Here is a 19419-nt window from a genome sequence, read left to right as displayed (position 1 = left end):
GAAGGCATATGACAATTTTGTTACAGTGAGAACAAGTAGACAGCGTGATGAAAAAACGATAGGCTAAAATAGGTAAATAGTAATGATATAACCTGTCATCATATAGATGATGGCTCAAAATAGTGCAGCACGTTTTTTGCTGAGAAAAGGGGACCAGTGAATGTATAAATTAGTTGCAATTGATATGGATGGTACGTTATTAAATGATCAACATATGGTGCCGGATGAGGTGTTTGAAGCCATTCAACGGGCGAAAGCAGAGGGCGTTAAAATTGTGTTATGTACAGGACGGCCTATTGGCGGAGTGAATCGCTATTTAGATGATCTTCAGCTCAATCAAGAGGGAGATTATGTGATTGCCTATAATGGGGCGCTCGTCCAAAACAGTCACACAAATGAAGTGGTGTCAGAACTGACGTTATCCTATGAGGATTTAACTTCTTTATATAAGCTGAGCCGTGAGCTCGATACACCGATGCATTATTTCGATTCCGCTCATTTGTACACACCGAATCGTGATATTAGTGAGTACACAGTACTTGAATCTTATTTAACAAAGCTGCCGCTTAAATATTTACCTGTTGAAGAGGCAGATCCTTCAATGAGACTTCCGAAGATGATGTATATTGATCAGCCAGAACGGTTGGAAAAGACGATACAAGCCATTCCATCTGAAGTAAAAGACAAGTACATGATGGTGAAAAGTACAGATTTCTTCCTTGAAATCCTGCATCCTGAAGTCAGCAAAGGGAATGCCGTGAAGCTCCTAGCGAAAGAGCTGGGGATTGCTCGTGAAGAGGTCATGGCCATTGGTGACAATGGGAACGACGTATCGATGCTGGAATTTGCGGGCTGTGGTGTTGCCATGGGAAATGCCATTGATGATGTCAAAGCAGTAGCGGATGTTGTGACAAAGTCCAATAATGAAGCCGGTGTTGCACATGTCCTGCATGAGTTAGTTTTAGGGAAATAAACGAAAAAGCGGTCTACCAGTGAGGTAGCCGCTTTTTTATATGTGAGAGAAAAAGTAAACAAGCATCCGCCTGCTGCTCAAATTTGTCTTTTGCAGCATCGCCTTCACATGATCATGGACGGTATGGGTTGAAATAAATAAAGTGCTGGCAATTTCCTTTGTAGACTGTCCTTTTAATAAGCAGTCGAGGACGTTCATCTCTCTTTCTGTCAGCTTGTACGTTTTTGCCGCATAAGGAAGAATATCATTGGTTTGGGCTCTCTTGATGTGAATCATGACAGCCTCTTCCTGACCGGCTGCCTGCGCTAATCGAAATGCTTGAAGCGAGAGGAACAGCCCCGTAGGCAATCTCGTCATGCTTGCCGCTGTTTGGTCGATGCCACCGTATAAAAGTTTTGCCCCTAATGCTCTAAACGGGCGCGGCATAACCGCCCTGTCATGGATTTGTTCAAAGACTTGAAACGTCTGAAGCCAATGAAGACCCGTCTCATTTCCATAAAGAAGGTTGTAATCGTGCGAGAGAATGAGGAAGCCCTGCTGCTCCGCCGCCGCGTCCTCTTCGGTATCTCTTTTCCTGAAAAGTTCATCTCTCAGCTTGGCTGCGAGTCTAGGCGTTTGTTCGATGACCGCTCGAATATCTTGTTCTTGAAAAGGTTCCTTGTTCTTTAGACGATAGAGGCTGGCAATGCCCCAGCATTCTCCTTGAATCACAAGAGCTGCCCGCAATTCATCAGACCATCCTTTAGGTAACAAAATGTCTTGGTAGCGCTCACTGCTAAGGTATTCTCCGCTTTGGACTAGGCTCGCAGCATGAACGGGACCTTTGGCTAGAGACTCATGCTGATGTACGTCCTTTTTTAAGAACTCATTTTGAAACAGCTGGTCATGAATGTCTTCAATCGGTTCATCTGTGAAGGAACCTGTCGAGAGGAGAGTGGCTGGATCAATGGTCGTGATACAGGCGGCATCAAAATCAAGGACGGTAGCAAGCTCGTCCCGAATGTGTTGTCTCAGCTGCTGAAAATGAGTGGCTGGATTGGTCACATGATCTCCTCCTCAAAAATCCCCACTTTTAGGGATCGTGTTTTCTGGTGTCTCTTTTTACAATAAAGAGGTCATACCGTTAGTGTACAGGAAACGATGTAAAGCGGAAAGGAACTGGAGGAGAAGGACATGAAAGGAAACCAGCATTGGCACGATCCCGTTGCTGAGTCATATGCAGCGACGATTGCTCATAAAGTACCCGGCTATCAGCTATTGCATGAGTTGACAATAGACGTATTAGAAACTGAATTAAAGGGAGCGGCTCCCCGCATCCTGACTGTTGGAGCGGGTGGGGGCGAAGAGATCATCAATATGCTTCAAAGAAAAGAAGGCTGGCTCATCACAGGGGTCGATCCGTCACCTTCTATGCTGGACATGGCGAAACAGCGAGTTGCACAGCTTGAGATGGAGGCGCGTGTCACATGGCATGAGGCCTCATTAGATAAGGTTTCAGCTGAACCTGTTTACGATGCAGCGGTGAGCTTGCTTGTCATTCATTTTATAGAAAAGCGCCAGCTCTTTTTAGAAGAGATTGCCCGCAGGCTTCAACCAGATGCGCCGTTTATGTTGGCATTTATACAGGGAGAGATGAAGTCCCAAGCATTTCAACAGGAGCTTCACATGCTTTCTCTTTTCATGCAGCGGCAAGGTCTAGAAAAAGAAGTGTTTACGTCCTTTAAAGACAGGCTGGGAAGCGCGACACACCCTGTTCCCGAGGAAGAGATAAAAGAGCATTTAATCAAAGCAGGATTTGAAGACATCAGACCTTATTTTCAGGCAGGAATGATTAAGGGGCTTGTTTGCAAGCGAGGTCGTAGAGAGGCGGATAAGAAATGAGATCACAGGTGATGGTGATAGGCGGCTATGGACATGTTGGACAGCAAATATGTCTTGAGCTAAGCGAAGTGTATCCCGGACAAATTGTAGCGGCAGGCAGAAGCTATGAGAAAGCTGAGAAATTTTCACGCCAGACAAAAGGGAAAGTTCTTCCCTATCAACTAGATGTCAGTGAGCCGTTATTTTCGGACTGGGTGGATCAAACAAAACTGGTGATCATGTGCCTTGATCAAGAAGATCCGTCATTTGCTGAAACAGTTCTGCGGTCAGGCATTGATTATATAGATATTTCTGCGAAAGGGGCGTACATGGAACAGATGGCAAAACTGGATCACCAGCACACCAGTGCAACGGCTTTACTCAGCGTCGGGCTTGCGCCTGGCCTTACGAATTTATTGGCAGCGAAAGCAGCATCTATGCTCTCATCAGTGAATCAAATAGATATAGGGATTATGCTTGGATTGGGTGATCAGCATGGAAAAGCCGCCATTGAATGGACGCTTGACAATGTCCATACTGACTATGTGGTTACTGAGCATCATCAGCGTAAAAGAGTCAAAAGCTTTACTGGAGGCAAGCGTATAGATTTTGGTGTGAAACTTGGAAAGCGGCAAGCCTATCAGTTCCCCTTCTCTGATCAGCAGACATTGCCTTTGACGCTCAGCGTGCCTTCTGTGACAACAAGGCTTTGTTTTGATTCTCGCGCGGCAACGCGGGCATTTGCTGTCACAAGGAGCCTTGGAATGACGTCCCTTCTCACTGTGCCGAAAATCAAGGAACGAGCCATTTCTATGATTCAATCTGCTCAAATGGGAACAGATCAATATGCAGTGAAAGTGGAGGCGACAGGAATGGAGAGGAACAAGATTCATCACGTAGCACTTGGAATAAAAGGGCATGATGAGTCTCAAGCAACAGCTCAAGTCGCCTCTGCTGCGGCACTGCATTTATTGGGCAGGCGGTTTCAGACAGGTGTGTTTCATATCGAAAAATTATTTTCATTAGCGTATGAGAATGGTGATTTTGCGTTGGTGGATCAAAAAACGAAGGAAAAGCGTGTGTTAGCGCTGAAAGCCAGCCTTTTAACGTCATAAAAAGAAGACTAGCAGGATGCTAGTCTTTTTTATGACGATGACACATCTCCTTTTTTCTTGATGCTAGCTGTAATGAGCTGTGTCAATGTATCAGAGCCTTTTGTTGAAAGGTGAACACCATCAGGCTGAAAATAAGAAGGCTGTCCAGTAGCGGCTGAATGCCAATCGACCAGGGTCACATTGGAATGTTGATCGGCCACTCGCTGAATGACTGCATTCACATCGCTTTCCCAAGACCTTGGGACTCTCGTGTTCACAAGGAAAATGTGCGCCTTTGAAAATTGCTGAATGAATGCTGTCAATGTGCCCTCAGTAAAATAGCCATTCGTGCCAAGCTCAATGATAACAGCGGCATCAGATTGATTAAATGAAGCATACTGAGGAGCGATGCTGACGGCTTCGTTCATTTGTCTGCCAACCTTTGCATCGATGGTGATTTGTGCATATGTCTTTTCAAGATTCGGCGCTATGTCCAGCATGACGGAATCACCAATAGCAAGAATTTGGTGAAACTGCTTCTGATCTGCTGCTTTCTTCTCGTGTTTTTCTTTCTTTTTTTTCGTTTTCGATTCCGTAGAGTCTCCTGCTTTTTTCGGTGCCGTCTTAATTTGTGTCACTTCCTTGGCATGTGGAGACGTATGGGACGAACTGGACATGCCAATGGTAAATAAGATTAAAAGAGCTGCAGTGATTCCAAGGAACACTTTATGAGACGTAGACCATTGTTTGAATCCCTTTTTCCAAATAGACCAAGAGGCAAAATATTGTGTGAAGCCAAGCCGGCGAATCGGCTGTTCGATGAAGCGGTAAGAGGCCTCTGCGATAAGTAAAATGGCAATGATCTGCAATGCGACACGCCCCATAGAAGGCTGTCCAATTTCAATGACAGGGGTGGTCAGCACGATGATGGGATAATGCCACAGGTAAATACCATAAGAACGCTTTCCAATCCAGACGAGCGGCTGATAGGAGAGCCATTTTCCCAATAGGCTTGCAGGGTGGCAGATGCACGCAATTAAAATCGCTGCATTAAGACAGAATAAAAGCATGCCGCCTTGATAGAGAAAGCCGTCAAATTCGTCCACTGCATAAACACATAGAAGAAAAACCGCAAACGAACCAAAACCAGCGATATGTAAAATACGTCTGCCAACAGGAAGGAGCTTTTTGCTGGACAGTCTTTGCATGGGCCATACAAATGCTAGGCTGCACCCAATCAGAAGCGCAAATGCACGAGTATCTGTTCCATAATAAACCCTGCTTGGGTCCATATCGGGTGAATAAAGGATTGCCATCCATAAGGCGGAGACAAGTGCAAGGCCAAAGGTGATCATTGGCAGATGGGATCTATTTTTCACCCATTTTAGCCCAGCAATCAATAGTACCGGCCAAATGATATAAAATTGCTCTTCTATCGCCAAAGACCACAAATTTTTCAGTGGAGATACAGCGTTGAAGCTATCAAAATAAGACAGCTGATGGAAAATGTACCACCAGTTACTGACATAAAAAAAGGACGATAAGGCATCGCCACGAATGGACAATAGTGCATTCGAACCCGCAATTGCACACCAGCTGACGGTTAAGAAAATCATCACGTAAGCAGCTGGAAGGAGCCTTCTGATTCGGCCCATCCAAAATGGTAAAAGCTCTTGATAACCCAAATCCTGCTTATGTAACAAGATCGTTGTAATCAAGTAACCAGAAATCACAAAAAACAAATCAACGCCAAGAAACCCGCCGCTTGCAGGTCCAATATGTAAGTGATAAGCAATGACCGCCAATACAGCAACGGCTCTTAGCCCATCTAGTCCTAATATATAACGTAAACGATTCTCCTTGCTGCTCATGAAAATGAATCCCCCATTTATGTCAAAACGCTTCTTTTTTGTTGTCACTCCAAAAGAGCAACGATTCTTTTATTTTATATAAGATTAGACGAATCAGCATCACATTTTGTTGGCGAATTTCTGTCTTTTTTTAAAATTTTTATATAAAGATAGAATTGATGGTCAGGAAGGCTGCCTTATTTTTATACTCAAAACCAAAATCCCTGTCATAATAAAAGAAGATGGAAAGGGGATGTGTGAAATGAGAACAATTGAAAATGATCAGTTATTGATTCAGATCAATGAGAGGGGTGCCGAGGTCAGAGAGGTGCTTCATAAGGAAAGTGGACGTCAATATATGTGGTCTGGCGATCCTGCATACTGGGGCAGGGTGTCGCCTGTCTTATTCCCGATTGTTGGACGATTAAAGAATGACCAATACAAGATAGATGATCAAACCTATGAGCTCACGCAGCATGGATTCTTGCGTGATGTTGATTTTGATTTACATGAAGAAACGAAACATACAGTGACCTTTCAATATGAATCAAAAGGCCGCCACATCGAGCAGTATCCCTATGAATTTACCGCCCGTATTCGATACGAGCTGTCGGAAAATGGTCTGATGATTTCCTGGGAAATTGATAATGTCGGAGATGACACGATGTATTTCTCCATCGGAGGTCACCCCGCATTTCAAGTTCCGCTAATTGAAGGAGAGCGCACAGCAGATTATTCCCTGACATTGACGCCTTCTACTGAGCATCTTCCTGTCCAATATGAACTAAAAAATTCACTTGTCAGGGAGAAAGAAAAAAGCATTCAGCTTAAACCAATTCAGCTTCGACCAGAGCTTTTTCAGCATGATGCGATGATCTTTAGTCATATCAATCGAGTGTCATTGGTGTCTCAGGCAGGTCACGGGGTTGAGGTTGATCTCACTGGTTTTCCGTTCGTTGGTATTTGGTCACCTTATCATCAAGAAACGGGCACAATGGCTCCTTTTGTTTGTATTGAGCCTTGGTACGGTATTGCCGATGTTGAAGGGACGAATGGGCAGTACAAGGAAAAGTTCGGTATTCAAACTTTAGAGAAGAATGAGACCTTCCAAGCCGCCTATACGATTTTTTTCAAATGAACATTTGTGCATGATAAGTTGAACAATTTGTTATGATAGAAGAAAAAAGGAGGCGTACGAATGGATCGGGAGAAACAACAACTGAGTATTGAAGCGGCAAGGCTGTATTATTTATCGGATTACAGCCAGCAGGAAATTGCCAAACAGCTCGACCTGTCGAGACCAACTGTATCTCGGCTGCTTCAATATGCGAAGGAGAAGGGGTACGTCCAGATAACGGTAATGGACCCGTTTGAAGACTTGAATGAGCTGTCTTCATTGCTCAAGGAAAAATATGACCTGCTTGAAGCTCATGTGGTGTTTTCGCCCAAAGATGATTATCCAACGATCACCGAATACTTGAGCCAATTTGGTGCTGAGTACTTGCAAAACACAGTAAAAGACGGTGATATCGTTGGTGTGAGCTGGGGAACCACCATGTATCAAATTGCTCAAAAGATGCAACCTAAACAGGTCAAAGGTGTAGAGGTTGTCCAGCTGAAGGGTGGGATTAGCCACTCCCATGTGAATACATATTCTGCGGAAACCATCCAGCTGTTTGCCGAGGCCTTTCAAACAGCACCGCGCTATTTACCGCTTCCTGTTGTATTTGATAGTGCTGCCGTCAAGGAGATGGTTGAACAGGACAGACATATTCAGCGCATCATTGAAATGGGCAAACAGGCGAATATTGCTGTGTTCACTGTTGGAACGGTAAGAGATGAAGCCCTTTTGTTTAGACTTGGTTACTTCCGCGAAGAAGAAAAAGCACTGCTCAAAGCATCCAGTGTTGGGGACATCTGTTCGCGCTTTTATGATCAAGAAGGACGCATTTGCAGTGAAGCGATTAACAACCGTACGATTGGCGTGGAGCTTGATGATTTAAGAACAAAAGAACGCTCTATTCTTGTTGCTGGTGGACATCGCAAGGTTGCTTCTATCCACGGTGCACTAAGAGGAAAATATGCGAACGTATTGATGATTGATCAGCATACAGCAAAGGCTCTTTTAAATGTCACAAAATAGATGAACAAAATTTCATAACTATGTTTACAAATGTTCATCGGTCATATATGATGAAAGTATCATAATTAAAAGGAAGTGTAAGCATGACGATAGCAAATCTTATTGATCATACAGCACTAAAACCAGATACATCGAAAGCTGCAATCATGCAGTTACTTGAAGAAGCAAAGACTCATCAGTTCGCATCTGTTTGTGTGAATCCAACATGGGTGTCTCTTGCGGCGAAAGAACTAGCAGGAACAGGCGTTGATATTTGTACAGTCATCGGTTTCCCGCTAGGTGCAAACACAACAGCAGTAAAAGCATTCGAAACAAAGGATGCAATTGAGAACGGTGCAACCGAAGTGGACATGGTCATCAATATCGCGGCATTGAAAGACGGCGAATATGATGCAGTTGAGCAAGATATTCGTGCAGTTGTAGACGCAGCAAAAGGGAAGGCACTTGTGAAAGTCATTATTGAAGCGTGCTTACTCACAGATGAAGAGAAAGTCAAAGCTTGTGAGCTTTCAGTGAAAGCTGGCGCTGATTTTGTGAAAACATCGACTGGATTTAGTACAGGCGGTGCAACTGCTGAGGACATCGCATTAATGCGTAAAACAGTAGGACCTGACATCGGTGTGAAAGCATCAGGCGGCGTGAGAACAAAAGAAGATGTTGAGGCAATGCTAGCTGCAGGCGCTACCCGAATTGGTGCGAGTGCAGGCGTTTCTATTATCAAAGGGGATCAATCAGCTCCTTCGAAAGACTATTAATTCATACGATCCTATGGTAGGATAACATTCGTGACTCATAAATGATGAAAAAGTCATATGCGGAAGGATCTCACTTCTGGGAATTTCTTCCGCACTTTGTTTGCGAAATAGGGTTTGTTCCATACAAGCGCATTAATGTAAACGAATTCATTCGAGGAGGAAAAACATGAAATACGTGATTGGTATCATCGGTTTGCTGGTGATTCTCGCCATTGCATGGCTGGCTAGTAACGGCAAAAAACGAGTAAAATTCCGTCCAGTAATTGTCATGATTGTACTGCAATTTATTTTAGGTTATATTCTGCTCAATACAGGTGTTGGAAATTTCCTAGTCGGGGGCTTTGCAAGGGGATTCCAAATGCTTCTAGGCTATGCCGGTGAAGGAATCAACTTCGTATTTGGCGGATTAATGAATGATAAGGCGTCAACTTTCTTCATCAATGTCTTACTGCCGATCGTCTTTATTTCGGCATTGATCGGTATCCTGCAGCATTGGCGTATCCTCCCGCTTATCGTACGCGGAATCGGGTATTTGCTTAGTAAAGTAAATGGAATGGGGAAACTAGAATCCTACAACGCAGTAGCGTCTGCGATTTTAGGTCAATCAGAAGTCTTTATTTCCATTAAGAAACAGCTCGGATTATTACCTCAACAACGTCTTTATACATTGTGTGCATCTGCGATGTCAACTGTATCGATGTCCATTGTCGGTGCATACATGCAAATGATTAAACCAGAGTATGTTGTAACAGCACTCGTGCTGAACCTATTTGGTGGGTTTATTATTGCGTCTATCATCAATCCTTATGAAGTGGCTAAGGACGAAGACATGATTGAAATTGTAGAAGAAGAAAAGCAATCCTTCTTTGAAATGCTTGGCGAATATATTATGGATGGTTTCAAAGTAGCGATTGTTGTCGCTGCGATGTTGATTGGATTCGTTGCATTAATTGCGATGATTAATGGAATCTTTACAGCTGTCATCGGTGTTTCTTTCCAAGATGTACTTGGATATGTGTTTGCCCCATTTGCTTTCCTTGTCGGTGTACCTTGGAGCGAAGCTGTACAAGCAGGAAGCATTATGGCAACCAAAATGGTATCTAACGAATTTGTGGCAATGCTTGCTCTAACTGGAGAAGGTTTGCATTTCACTGCTCGTACAGAAGCGATCATTTCTGTATTCCTTGTATCATTTGCGAACTTCTCTTCTATCGGTATCATTGCTGGAGCAGTCAAAGGCTTAAACGAAAAACAAGGGAACGTTGTCGCACGCTTTGGATTAAAGCTTCTATTTGGTGCAACACTTGTCAGCTTCTTAACAGCAGGCGTTGTCGGTTTGATTTACTAATTTAAGAAAAGGAATGGTGAAAACAATGAGAATGGTAGATATCATTGCGAAAAAACGTGACGGAAAAGAATTATCTTCAGAGGAAATTTCTTTCTTTGTCAAAGAATATACGGACGGAACAATTCCTGACTACCAAGCAAGTGCCTTGGCTATGACGATTTTCTTCCAAGATATGACGGATCAAGAACGTGCTGACTTAACGCTCGCTATGGCGAACTCGGGAGACACGATTGACCTCTCTGCCATTGAGGGTATTAAAGTAGACAAGCACTCAACAGGCGGTGTAGGCGATACAACAACGCTTGTACTTGCTCCTCTTGTGGCTGCACTTGATGTACCTGTTGCGAAAATGTCTGGCCGCGGCCTTGGACATACAGGCGGTACAGTGGACAAGCTTGAAGCGGTAAAAGGCTTCCACGTAGAAATTACAAAAGACGAATTCATCGAGCTTGTGAACCGTCATAAAGTAGCGGTCATTGGTCAATCAGGCAACCTGACACCAGCGGATAAAAAGCTTTATGCCCTTCGTGATGTGACAGGAACCGTTAACTCCATCCCGCTCATTGCAAGCTCTATTATGAGTAAGAAAATTGCTGCTGGCGCAGATGCGATCGTACTAGATGTGAAAACAGGTGCAGGTGCTTTCATGAAAACACCTGAAGACTCTGAGAAGCTTGCAAAAGCCATGGTCCGCATCGGAAACAACGTTGGCAGACAAACGATGGCTGTCATCTCTGATATGTCTCAGCCGCTAGGATTAGCGATTGGAAATTCCCTTGAAGTGAAAGAAGCGATTGATACGCTTAAAGGCGAAGGCCCTGAAGACTTAAACGAGCTTGTGCTCACTTTAGGAAGTCAAATGGTCGTTCTTGCGAAAAAAGCAGAAACGCTTGATGAAGCAAGAGAAAAGCTAATTGAAGTCATGAAAAACGGCAAAGCACTTGAGAAATTCAAGGAATTCTTAGAAAATCAAGGTGGGGACGGCTCGATTGTAGATCAGCCGGAAAAACTGCCGCAAGCCCCTTACCAAATCGACGTTCCTGCAAAGGAATCAGGTGTGGTTGCTGAAATCGTCGCAGACGAGATCGGTGTTGCAGCGATGATTCTTGGAGCAGGACGTGCGACAAAAGAGGACGAGATCGACCTATCTGTCGGCATCATGCTGAACAAAAAAGTCGGCGATCGTGTTGAAAAAGGAGATTCACTCGTGACACTTCATGCAAATCGTGAAGATGTTGCGAATGTCGTGGAGAAAATTTATGACAACATCCGCATCGCAGATCATGCTGATGCACCAACTCTCATTCACACTGTGATCACAGAATAAAGAAAAAAGGACAAAAGTGCTTCGCCGCTTTTGTCCTTTTTTTGTTCATTTCTTTTTCTATTGAGATAAAAAATTTCACTTTATGAAACAAACCTCTTGCAATCATTAAATAATGGGTGTATATTAGTTGACGAGTCAATGATTGATATATCAACTAATTGATCTGAATAGAAAAGAGGGGATGGCATTGACTGCATTTTGCTCTGAAGAAGCAGAGGTATTATACCGTTTGCAGTGTGTGAACCGTATGATGGGCGTGAAGTTCGAAGCATGCACGGGCATCAGCCAATCAAGACTAGAGTTGCTATCACTGTTATTCCAAGCAGACGAAATCAGCCAGTCAGATTTGCAGAAAAAAGTAAATATTGATAGTGCGGCTGTGACGCGTCACTTAAAACAGTTAGAAGCAAAAGGAATGGTCACGCGCAGAAGAAAGCCAGAAGATAATCGAGTCACACTTGTTCGTCTGACAGAAGAAGGCAGAACAAGAATCGAAGCTTCTAAAAAAGAAAAAGAACGATTTATCTCAGAAATGCTTGAAAACGTAAGTGACGAAGAACGAAAGCTTCTCACTGATGTGCTCAGCCGAATACAACAAAACATCGAAAAGATTCAAACAACCTAAAGGAGTGTTTCAACATGGCTACAACATTAAAAACTAACGATTTTATGGAAATTTTGAAAGGACGCCGTTCTATTCGTAACTATGACCCAGCTGTGAAAATCAGCAAAGAAGAAATGGCAGAGATTCTAGAAGAAGCAACAACTGCACCATCATCAGTGAATGCACAGCCTTGGCGCTTCATGGTCATTGACAGCCCAGAAGGAAAAGAAAAGCTTGCACCACTTGCAAAATTCAACCAAACTCAAGTGTCAACATCAGCAGCTGTCATTGCAGTATTTGCAGATATGAAAAGCAATGAATACTTAGATGAAATTTATTCAAAAGCAGTAGAGCATGGCTACATGCCGCAAGAAGTGAAAGAAAGACAAATTGCTGCACTAACTGCACACTTTGAGGTACTTCCAGAGCAAGTGAATCGCGAAACAATCTTAATTGACGGTGGAATTGTGTCTATGCAGCTTATGCTTGCAGCACGTGCACACGGCTATGATACAAATCCAATTGGCGGTTTTGATAAAGAAGTCATCGCTGAAACATTTGGCTGGGATAAAGAACGTTATGTACCAGTGATGCTGTTATCAATTGGGAAAGCTGCTGACGAAGGTTATGCTTCTTACCGCTTACCGATTGAACGCATTACAGAGTGGAAATAATATCTTTTAAAAAGGAGACGATTAGATGATTATTATTCATGCAGGGATGACCATTCATCCAGAAAAAGAAAACGTATTTCTAGAAGAAATCAATGCATTAATGAAAGCTTCACAAGCCGAAGAAGGCAATGTATCCTACAAGCTGTTCAAGGATACAGATAAGGAACATACCTTCTTAATGGTAGAAGTGTGGAAAGATGACGCTGCGGTTCAGAGCCATAATGCGAGTGCACATTTCCAAGCTTTCGTAGCGAAGGCAAAAGAATTCTTAGCCGCTCCACTTGACGTTGTTGCCTTTCAAGGCCAGCAACTTTCATAGTAAAACAACAAACACCCTAGGCGTTCAGGACTGGACCCTATAAAGGGAGACAAATAAAAACACCTTTAAGTTGAAAATCGGGTATAGAATACCTGAAATCAATTTGGAGGTGTTTTTCTATGGGTTCAAGAGTTAGTTATTCACTTGAAGTGAAGATGAAATCAATTAAGGAGGTAAAATAATCAAGTCAAAATATTTCATCTAATCATTCAGGTGCTCCCATCTAAAATGAGAACACACTGAATGGTCAATCATATTTATGACATCACGGCCACTGTTGTTCGCCTTTCATGACTTTAGCACTCAATTCTAAGTCTCCAGTGTTCGTAAAGTTCGGATACTCTTTCTTCATTTCAGCAATCAATTGAGCTGAATTGTCTGCCCTCTTAGCTGCTGCTTCAAATTTTGTAATATAGTCACGGGTAAACACAACTGCTGATGTATCTTCAGCACTCTTACCTAGATAATGACCTGGAATCACACGTTCCGGCTTCAGATCAAGAATATGATTTAGAATTTCACGCCATTGATCACGACTTTTTTGAGATTGATTGTCTGCTGTCCAAACATATTCATTCTCATAAACAGGTACTCCACCTAGAACTGTTTTTTTCGATGGAACCCAAAGAAAAGTGTGAGATGGGTCTGGTCCGTCAAGTCCAATGATGTTGATGTTTTTTCCATCAACGGTCAGTTTATCTCCCTTTAAAACATCTGGAATAATCTGTGCTGTTGGTGCATTTTTCTTTAATATTGGATTCCAGTAATCATTTTTGGCCTGAATCGTTTTTTTAATTCCCTTAACAGTTTCAGGCGTTGCCACAATTTTCACATCAGGGAATGCTTCACGAATGGCAGAGAGACCAAAGTAATAATCTGGGTCTTTATGACTGACATAAACAGTTGTCAGTTTCTTTCCTGTATCGCGAATCATTTTTACTAACTTCTCTGCATTATCCTTTTCAAACTGGGCATCGACAAGAATGACTTCTTTCGGTCCTTCAATCAAGCTAGAAGTGACAGCAAAAACTCCTTTATCACCAGGGTTGAATGTTGTGATTTTAAGATTTACAGCTTGTTTGTCCGCTGTGTTTTTGTTATCGATTACTGTATTTTTTGTATCTTCATTGCTAGCACATGCGCTTAGCAATAACACGAAACAAAGACCTAAAGTAAATCCTATGACTGATTTTAATTTAAACATTAGATGATTCTCCTTTTTCATTTTTTACGAAGACCCTATATGTTATTAATGACTAAAAACACAGGTCTTATGTATGAGTGTAGCCAACACATAAATAAATATTTCTTTAGCGAATTAATTGGATATTGTTCAATCATTAACCTCCCCGAAACAAAGTGAATATTTGATTCATGCTGGATAGCCTTAGAAAAAAGATGTAACGAAATCAGTTACACCTAGATGAGATGTAACCATTATAGTTACACCTCTTGGTTGATGTCAATAGAAATAAATTTGAGAGTTTCAACAAAATTCACCCTAATATGCCTTTTTAACGATCTGTTTTACATGTAGAAAATCAATTGAAACGGGATTCTTCTACGACAAATCCATAAAAAAGAGTGACCGATATTACGAATTTACCGTTTGGTCAAAAAATGTTTTATCTACCCATCATAAAAGATTTAGTCACTTATACGATTGGTTAATCAAGGAGCAGTCTCACTTCATATGCTGATCAAAACGAGATTAAGGAAAAAGGCATTATCATGAGCATGTCCCATAAGGGTATGCCCGCTGATAATGCCCGATCGAATTCTTCCACTCCAGTTTGAAATTAGAAAGTCACCGAAAAAGTTTCGGCAACTGGCTGTTTCATTAAGGTGTTTTGATCCATGTATCAAAAACGGGGATCAGTCACGTTTATCGTCTAGGGTTCTTTTATTTTCGACACCTTGTTCCACCCATTTCATTCCCGTATTGTGCATTTTCCACAAAATTTCTGAAAATAAAATGTTTTTCGACTTAAGTATATTGGAATATGCTAGAATGAGATATTATTTATTACCAAATTAGGGAGGAACCAAAATGAAAAAAGGGAAATGGACGAGCATTGCACTAACGGCTGTCCTCGGTTTAGGCACATTGACAGCTTTCAGCACCCCACTATCTGCCCACACTACAGAAAAGTCAACATCCTCAGACGGCGGTCATTATTCAGGTATTCCATTCGATGCAAGTGTTGTGAATGAAGACCGTCTCATCAAAGCCTTGAAAAAACAAGGAAAGATCAAAAAGAATGCCAATGAAGCAGAAACCCAAAAAGCATTAAAGAAATATCTAAAGAAAAAAGAAGAATCTGCTATGAAACAAAGTGCAAGCACCTTAACAGAAGAGCCTGAATTTCTGAAAGAATACAAACAAAAGGTACATAACAAATTAGCCAAAAAGAAAAAGTTAAAGAAGCATAATGGAAAAGAAAGCAATCATGTAAAACCGGTCAAAAAGGAAAAGTATAAAGGCGAAGTTCGCAATGATAAGGTATTGGTTTTATTAGTAGATTTTAAAGATTATAAGCATAATAGTATTAAAAAAGAAGAGACTGATATGTACTATGACAAGTACGATCAGCAGCACTATCAAGACATGCTTTTCGGAAAAAATGGCTACATCGGTCCAGATGGGAAACGAAAAGTATCCATGAAGCAATATTATGAGAAACAGTCTGGCGGCAGTTACACGATCAGTGGAACGGTGGCTGGCTGGTATACAGCGAAGCATGAAGCAGCCTATTATGGCGGGAACGTACCTGATGAATCAGGCAGTGACGGCAGACCGCGTGAATTGGTGAAAGAAGCACTCGAAGCAGCAGCAAAGGACCCGAACATTGATCTCGGTGAATATGATCAATGGGACCGCTATGATATGGATGGCGACGGCGTTTATAACGAACCAGACGGCATCATTGACCATCTGATGGTCGTTCATGCTGGCGTAGGTGAAGAAGCTGGCGGCGGACAACTTGGCTCTAATGCGATTTGGTCGCACCGCTGGTCACTTGGTGATGTATTTGAAATTCCAAACACTGAATCTGAAGTCGGACAAGGCGGAAAGTTAGGCGCGTTAGATTACACCATTGAGCCTGAAGATGGCGCGGCAGGCGTATTCACACATGAATTCGGACATGATCTTGGTCTTCCTGATGAGTACGATACACAGTACACAGGAGGAGGCGAGCCCGTTTCCTACTGGTCGATCATGTCAAGCGGAAGCTGGGCAGGTAAAGTCCCTGGAACGGAACCAACAGGCTTTAGTCCATATGCGAAAGAAATGCTTCAAAACTTACATGGTGGTAACTGGCTTACTGGACAAACCATTGATGGTAAAACATTAAAGAAAAGCAAAACAGTGCTGATTGATGAAGCAGCAACAAAAGGAACGAACCATGATGCGGTTCGGGTAGATTTACCAGATAAAGAGATTGTTGTCACAAAACCTGCTCAAGGACAAAATTCGTACTTCAGCGGAACGGGTGACAATTTAAATGCGACCATGACGACAACAGGTATCGATTTGTCGAAAGGGAGCAAAGCAGAGCTGACATTTAAAGCATGGTACGATATCGAAGAAGATTATGATTATGCGTATGTAGAAGTTCGTGAAACAGGAACTGATCAGTGGAAGACCATTGCTGGTAACATCACGAACGATCGAAATGAAGCTGGAGCGAACGAAGGCAATGGAATTGACGGAAAATCAGACGGATGGGTAGATGCAGCATTTGATCTTTCTGCTTATGCAGGGAAGAAAATTGACCTGCAATTCCGCTATACAACCGATGCAGGCTATTCACTGCCAGGCTTATTTGTAGATGATTTAAACATCACTGCAGATGGGACGAAAGTGTGGTCAGATGATGCCGAGGGCACATCTACTTTCACCTTTAACGGATTCTCGAAATCGAATGGAAAACAATATGCAGCTCAATACTATTTACTAGAGTGGCGCTCATATGCTGACGTCGATAAAGGGTTAAAGCATATCAAACGAGGGGCAAGCCTCATGAGCTATAATAACGGTTTGGTCGTGTGGTATGTCGATCAATCCTACAGTGATAACTGGGTAGGAAAACACCCAGGGAACGGTTTCCTTGGGGTAGTAGATGCAGATCAGCAAGTATTGAAGTGGAGTGACGGCTCCATTGCAGCCACAGGTTTCCAAGTACATGATGCAGCATTTTCTTTGAATCCAAGTACGAAGCTCAATATTGATTATACAGCGACAACTGGCTTAACGTTGGTAGATCGCTATATTCGCCCGACTCGTACATTTAGTGATAAAAAGAATTATGTGAATCCAAATAATCCAGATGCAGGGCGTGATGTCCCAACATACGGTCTATCCTTTAAAGTCGTTGGACAAAGTAAGGATCGTTCTGTTGGAAAGGTATTAATTTCTAAAAGTAACTAAACAGAAAGCCGGATTCTACCATTGAATCCGGCTTTTTGCTATGGTAATAAACTGTTTTTGATGAAAAGGGCGGCTTTTTGGTCGAATGTCTGTTCTTTTTTATTTTGATATCCGAATGAAATCATTATATAATAGAGACTGGAAGGTTTTTCTTTCATACATGGTTCTTTTTAGCTGTTAAAACAAAGGAAAGGATGAGCGTTACCAATGAGTTGTGTCACTGCTAAGCAATTAAAGGTGATTAGAGGGACGATGCAGACTTTTTGCAGCCATTTGGAGTATGATGGTCACGGTAAGCTTCATATCAATACCATCATGGCTTTTATTAAAAAGGAGTTTGGTGTGAGGAAAATGAAAGACATTCCACAAAGCCGCTTTACTGAAGCGCTTGAATTAATACAAGACTTTGATTTATACACGGATAAAATAGAGATTCGTGATCGTCTATCAGAAAGGAATTAACTAAATTGAATATTTTGGCAATAATACTAGTAGGAATTGTCGCATTAGAACACCTTGTCATTATGTTATTAGAAATGTTTTTTATGGAATCAAAGATGGCAAAGAGATCCTTTAAGCTGCCAGAACACTTGCAAAAGGATCCAAATGTAAAAGTGATGTTTGCCAATCAGGGGCTTTATAACGGGTTTTTAGCTGCAGGACTGATTTGGGGGCTCATTCTTGGATCGAATACTGTTGGATATATGATTCAGCTATTTTTCATTATTTGCGTGATCATCGCTGCTGTATTTGGCGGTGTGACCTCTAATAAATCAATCATCGTCAAGCAAGGAGTACCAGCGCTTCTTGCATTAATTGCGCTTATCCTGGCAATTTAACCATAAATAAAGTCGCCCGAGTAAAGGGCGGCTTTTATCTTTTTCGAAGACCCATTAGACGAATAATGGATGTCAGACATAGCGCAACGGCAACAGCCAAAATAATTTTTCCATACATGACCCCTGTTAAGTTCATCAAAAAGACGGCCAATATGATACAGAGCGTGATGATGATCATCACAATCGAATAGGTTTTCATCTCTTTTCCACTCCTTTAAAAGTCCCCTCACATCCGTGAGGTCTATCCATCTTACCTCATATGATATCACTCAATGACAATTTTACATGAAATTCCCTACCAATAGAATGTGACATATTGATTAGATTAATGACATGCCATATTTTTCAGAAAATCGGGTATACCATAAAGAGTTGCACCGAAGTTCGATTGCTTGATATTTAATTGTGCAAAATGTAAAATGAAAACATGATAAATCGAAAGGATGATCAAGATGAGTAAGAAAGTGTTATTAGTATCGACAAGCAGTTCAGAAATGAACGGACATCCAACAGGCTTATGGCTAGAAGAGTTGGCAGAGCCATTTCATATTTTTAAAGAAAATGAACTAGACGTTCAAATTGTCTCTATTCAAGGTGGAACTGTCCCTATTGATAAAAATTCAATTCCAGAAGGTGTTCCAGCGCAATATGAAGATGTATATGAATTACTTCAAGACACAAAGGCGCTTACAGATGTGAACCCAGCTGATTATGATGGCATCTTCTTTGCGGGAGGACACGGCCCAATGATCGATTTTGCGTCTAATCAACTGGTAGCCGATGCAATCTTAGCTATTTCAAACAAAAATGGTGCAGTCGGAGCTGTTTGTCACGGCGTTTCAGCATTCATTGATGTGAAGGATCAAGATGGCAAATCATTTATCGAAGGTAAAAAAATCACAGGCTTCACAAACGAAGAAGAGGAAGCTGTTCAGCTGACATCAAAAGTTCCATTTTTATTGGAAACAAAACTTCGTGAGCAAGGGGCAGCGTTTGAAAAAGGAGATGCCTTTGCACCATACGCTGTAGTTGACGGACAAATCATTACTGGACAAAATCCAGGTTCTAGTGCAGAAACAGCACGCCTGTTTGTTAAAACCATTTCATAAAGTGATCAAAAAACCAGTCGTAGCAAATACGGCTGGTTTTTTGTCATAAAGATTTCCTAAAAAAGACCATAACAATGAATGAAATAATGGTA

At 42.0% G+C, this 19419-nt stretch carries 19 protein-coding genes; 15 read left to right on the top strand and 4 right to left on the bottom strand.

Going from position 1 to position 19419, the window contains the following annotated elements; genetic code table 11:
- Window positions 1-160 precede the first annotated feature (160 nt).
- Entirely contained in the window at window positions 161-973 is an 813-nt protein-coding gene (gene yidA / locus MKZ05_RS18130; protein WP_251190609.1) for a sugar-phosphatase, read from the top strand.
- Between the two features lie 36 nt (window positions 974-1009).
- Here yidA and MKZ05_RS18125 read toward each other — a convergent pair whose 3' ends face one another.
- A complete protein-coding gene (locus tag MKZ05_RS18125) occupies window positions 1010-2017 on the bottom strand; it encodes a helix-turn-helix transcriptional regulator (protein ID WP_106029426.1) in 1008 nt (335 codons plus the stop codon).
- A gap of 129 nt (window positions 2018-2146) precedes the next feature.
- On the opposite strand from MKZ05_RS18125, the gene MKZ05_RS18120 reads away from it, so the two are divergent.
- Together MKZ05_RS18120 and MKZ05_RS18115 are read left to right on the top strand one after the other, a co-directional pair.
- Complete coding sequence (locus MKZ05_RS18120) at window positions 2147-2854, top strand: class I SAM-dependent methyltransferase (RefSeq protein WP_226804474.1); 708 nt, start codon at window positions 2147-2149, stop codon at window positions 2852-2854.
- Entirely contained in the window at window positions 2851-3948 is a 1098-nt protein-coding gene (locus tag MKZ05_RS18115; protein ID WP_339160781.1) for a saccharopine dehydrogenase NADP-binding domain-containing protein, read from the top strand. Before MKZ05_RS18120 ends, MKZ05_RS18115 begins: the two co-directional genes overlap by 4 nt.
- A 29-nt stretch (window positions 3949-3977) precedes the next feature.
- On the opposite strand, the gene MKZ05_RS18110 is transcribed toward MKZ05_RS18115, so the two are convergent.
- Window positions 3978-5798 carry an acyltransferase family protein gene (locus MKZ05_RS18110; protein ID WP_339160779.1) on the bottom strand — a complete coding sequence of 607 codons (1821 nt, stop codon included), beginning with the start codon at window positions 5796-5798 and terminating at the stop codon, window positions 3978-3980.
- A gap of 241 nt (window positions 5799-6039) precedes the next feature.
- On the opposite strand from MKZ05_RS18110, the gene MKZ05_RS18105 reads away from it, so the two are divergent.
- The 8 genes from MKZ05_RS18105 to MKZ05_RS18070 all read left to right on the top strand — a co-directional run bounded on the left by MKZ05_RS18105 (window position 6040) and on the right by MKZ05_RS18070 (window position 12947).
- Window positions 6040-6915 (top strand): aldose 1-epimerase family protein, encoded by an 876-nt coding sequence (locus tag MKZ05_RS18105; protein WP_339160776.1) that lies wholly within the window; start codon window positions 6040-6042, stop codon window positions 6913-6915.
- Between the two features lie 60 nt (window positions 6916-6975).
- Window positions 6976-7920: a sugar-binding transcriptional regulator gene (locus MKZ05_RS18100; RefSeq protein WP_003214694.1), complete on the top strand. Its 945-nt coding sequence runs from the start codon at window positions 6976-6978 to the stop codon at window positions 7918-7920.
- Between the two features lie 83 nt (window positions 7921-8003).
- Window positions 8004-8675, top strand: coding sequence for a deoxyribose-phosphate aldolase (deoC, locus tag MKZ05_RS18095; RefSeq protein ID WP_003215179.1), 672 nt, complete (start codon window positions 8004-8006; stop codon window positions 8673-8675).
- Between the two features lie 166 nt (window positions 8676-8841).
- Entirely contained in the window at window positions 8842-10023 is a 1182-nt protein-coding gene (locus tag MKZ05_RS18090; RefSeq protein ID WP_251190613.1) for a NupC/NupG family nucleoside CNT transporter, read from the top strand.
- A gap of 25 nt (window positions 10024-10048) precedes the next feature.
- Window positions 10049-11350 (top strand): pyrimidine-nucleoside phosphorylase, encoded by a 1302-nt coding sequence (locus MKZ05_RS18085; RefSeq protein WP_339160773.1) that lies wholly within the window; start codon window positions 10049-10051, stop codon window positions 11348-11350.
- Between the two features lie 181 nt (window positions 11351-11531).
- On the top strand, window positions 11532-11975 hold the full coding sequence (locus tag MKZ05_RS18080; RefSeq protein ID WP_003215380.1) for a MarR family transcriptional regulator: 444 nt from the start codon (window positions 11532-11534) through the stop codon (window positions 11973-11975).
- A 14-nt stretch (window positions 11976-11989) separates the two neighbouring features.
- A complete protein-coding gene (locus MKZ05_RS18075; RefSeq protein WP_003214802.1) occupies window positions 11990-12628 on the top strand; it encodes a nitroreductase family protein in 639 nt (212 codons plus the stop codon).
- A 25-nt stretch (window positions 12629-12653) separates the two neighbouring features.
- Complete coding sequence (locus MKZ05_RS18070; protein WP_003214755.1) at window positions 12654-12947, top strand: putative quinol monooxygenase; 294 nt, start codon at window positions 12654-12656, stop codon at window positions 12945-12947.
- A 265-nt stretch (window positions 12948-13212) separates the two neighbouring features.
- Here MKZ05_RS18070 and MKZ05_RS18065 read toward each other — a convergent pair whose 3' ends face one another.
- Window positions 13213-14151, bottom strand: coding sequence for an MBL fold metallo-hydrolase (locus MKZ05_RS18065; RefSeq protein ID WP_339160769.1), 939 nt, complete (start codon window positions 14149-14151; stop codon window positions 13213-13215).
- An 846-nt stretch (window positions 14152-14997) separates the two neighbouring features.
- Here MKZ05_RS18065 and MKZ05_RS18060 point away from each other — a divergent pair.
- The 3 genes from MKZ05_RS18060 (at window position 14998) to MKZ05_RS18050 (ending at window position 18218) form a co-directional block, all read left to right on the top strand.
- Window positions 14998-17379, top strand: a complete 2382-nt coding sequence (locus MKZ05_RS18060) for an immune inhibitor A domain-containing protein (protein WP_335355908.1) — start codon at window positions 14998-15000, stop codon at window positions 17377-17379.
- A gap of 207 nt (window positions 17380-17586) precedes the next feature.
- Entirely contained in the window at window positions 17587-17841 is a 255-nt protein-coding gene (locus tag MKZ05_RS18055; protein WP_012011773.1) for an ORF6C domain-containing protein, read from the top strand.
- A gap of 5 nt (window positions 17842-17846) precedes the next feature.
- Complete coding sequence (locus tag MKZ05_RS18050) at window positions 17847-18218, top strand: DUF1304 domain-containing protein (RefSeq protein WP_050944576.1); 372 nt, start codon at window positions 17847-17849, stop codon at window positions 18216-18218.
- 34 nt (window positions 18219-18252) lie between these two features.
- Here MKZ05_RS18050 and MKZ05_RS18045 read toward each other — a convergent pair whose 3' ends face one another.
- Window positions 18253-18417 carry a hypothetical protein gene (locus MKZ05_RS18045; protein ID WP_003214630.1) on the bottom strand — a complete coding sequence of 55 codons (165 nt, stop codon included), beginning with the start codon at window positions 18415-18417 and terminating at the stop codon, window positions 18253-18255.
- 253 nt (window positions 18418-18670) lie between these two features.
- Here MKZ05_RS18045 and MKZ05_RS18040 point away from each other — a divergent pair, with 253 nt between their 5' ends.
- Entirely contained in the window at window positions 18671-19327 is a 657-nt protein-coding gene (locus tag MKZ05_RS18040) for a type 1 glutamine amidotransferase domain-containing protein (RefSeq protein ID WP_003215149.1), read from the top strand.
- Window positions 19328-19419 lie beyond the last annotated feature (92 nt).

Source organism: Bacillus sp. FSL M8-0277 (genome assembly GCF_037975305.1).
Lineage (GTDB): Bacteria > Bacillota > Bacilli > Bacillales > Bacillaceae > Bacillus > Bacillus pumilus.
The sequence above is the reverse complement of the archived record's forward strand: the minus strand, read 5'-3'. Positions and strand labels throughout refer to the sequence as shown.